The following is a 575-nucleotide window of genomic DNA, read 5'->3' on the forward strand; positions in this document are numbered from 1 at the left end:
TGGTCGCCGCCGGGCTGCACCCGAGCCCGCTGCCCTATGCCGATGTGGTCACCACGACCACCCACAAGACCCTCGGCGGCCCCCGGGGCGGGGTGATCCTCTCGGCCAGTGAGGAGTTCGCGAAGAAGTTCAACTCCGCGGTCTTCCCCGGCCAGCAGGGCGGCCCGCTCGAACACGTCATCGCGGGCAAGGCCGTGCTGTTCAAACTCGCCGCCACCCCGGAGTTCGCCGACCGCCAGCAACGCACCCTCGACGGCGCCCGCATCATCGCCGAGCGCCTCCTGCACGACGACGCCCGCGCCGCGGGGGTGTCGCTGGTCTCCGGCGGCACCGACGTCCACCTCGTCCTGGTCGACCTGCGCCACTCCGAACTCGACGGCAAACAGGCCGAAGACCGCCTCCACACCATCGGCATCACCGTCAACCGCAACGCCGTCCCCCACGACCCCCGACCCCCCATGACCACCAGCGGCCTGCGCATCGGCACCCCCGCCCTGGCCACCCGCGGCTTCACCACCACCGAATTCACCGAAGTCGCCGACATCATCGCCGGGGCACTCCAACCCACCATCGAC

1 pseudogene is annotated in these 575 nt (G+C 71.0%); it reads left to right on the forward strand.

Going from position 1 to position 575, the window contains the following annotated elements:
• Positions 1-575 (forward strand): annotated as a pseudogene (locus tag LCD31_RS28790) (serine hydroxymethyltransferase); the annotation flags it as partial.

The sequence above is a fragment of the Saccharopolyspora sp. 6M genome (assembly GCF_020176775.1).
Lineage (GTDB): Bacteria > Actinomycetota > Actinomycetes > Mycobacteriales > Pseudonocardiaceae > Saccharopolyspora_C > Saccharopolyspora_C gregorii.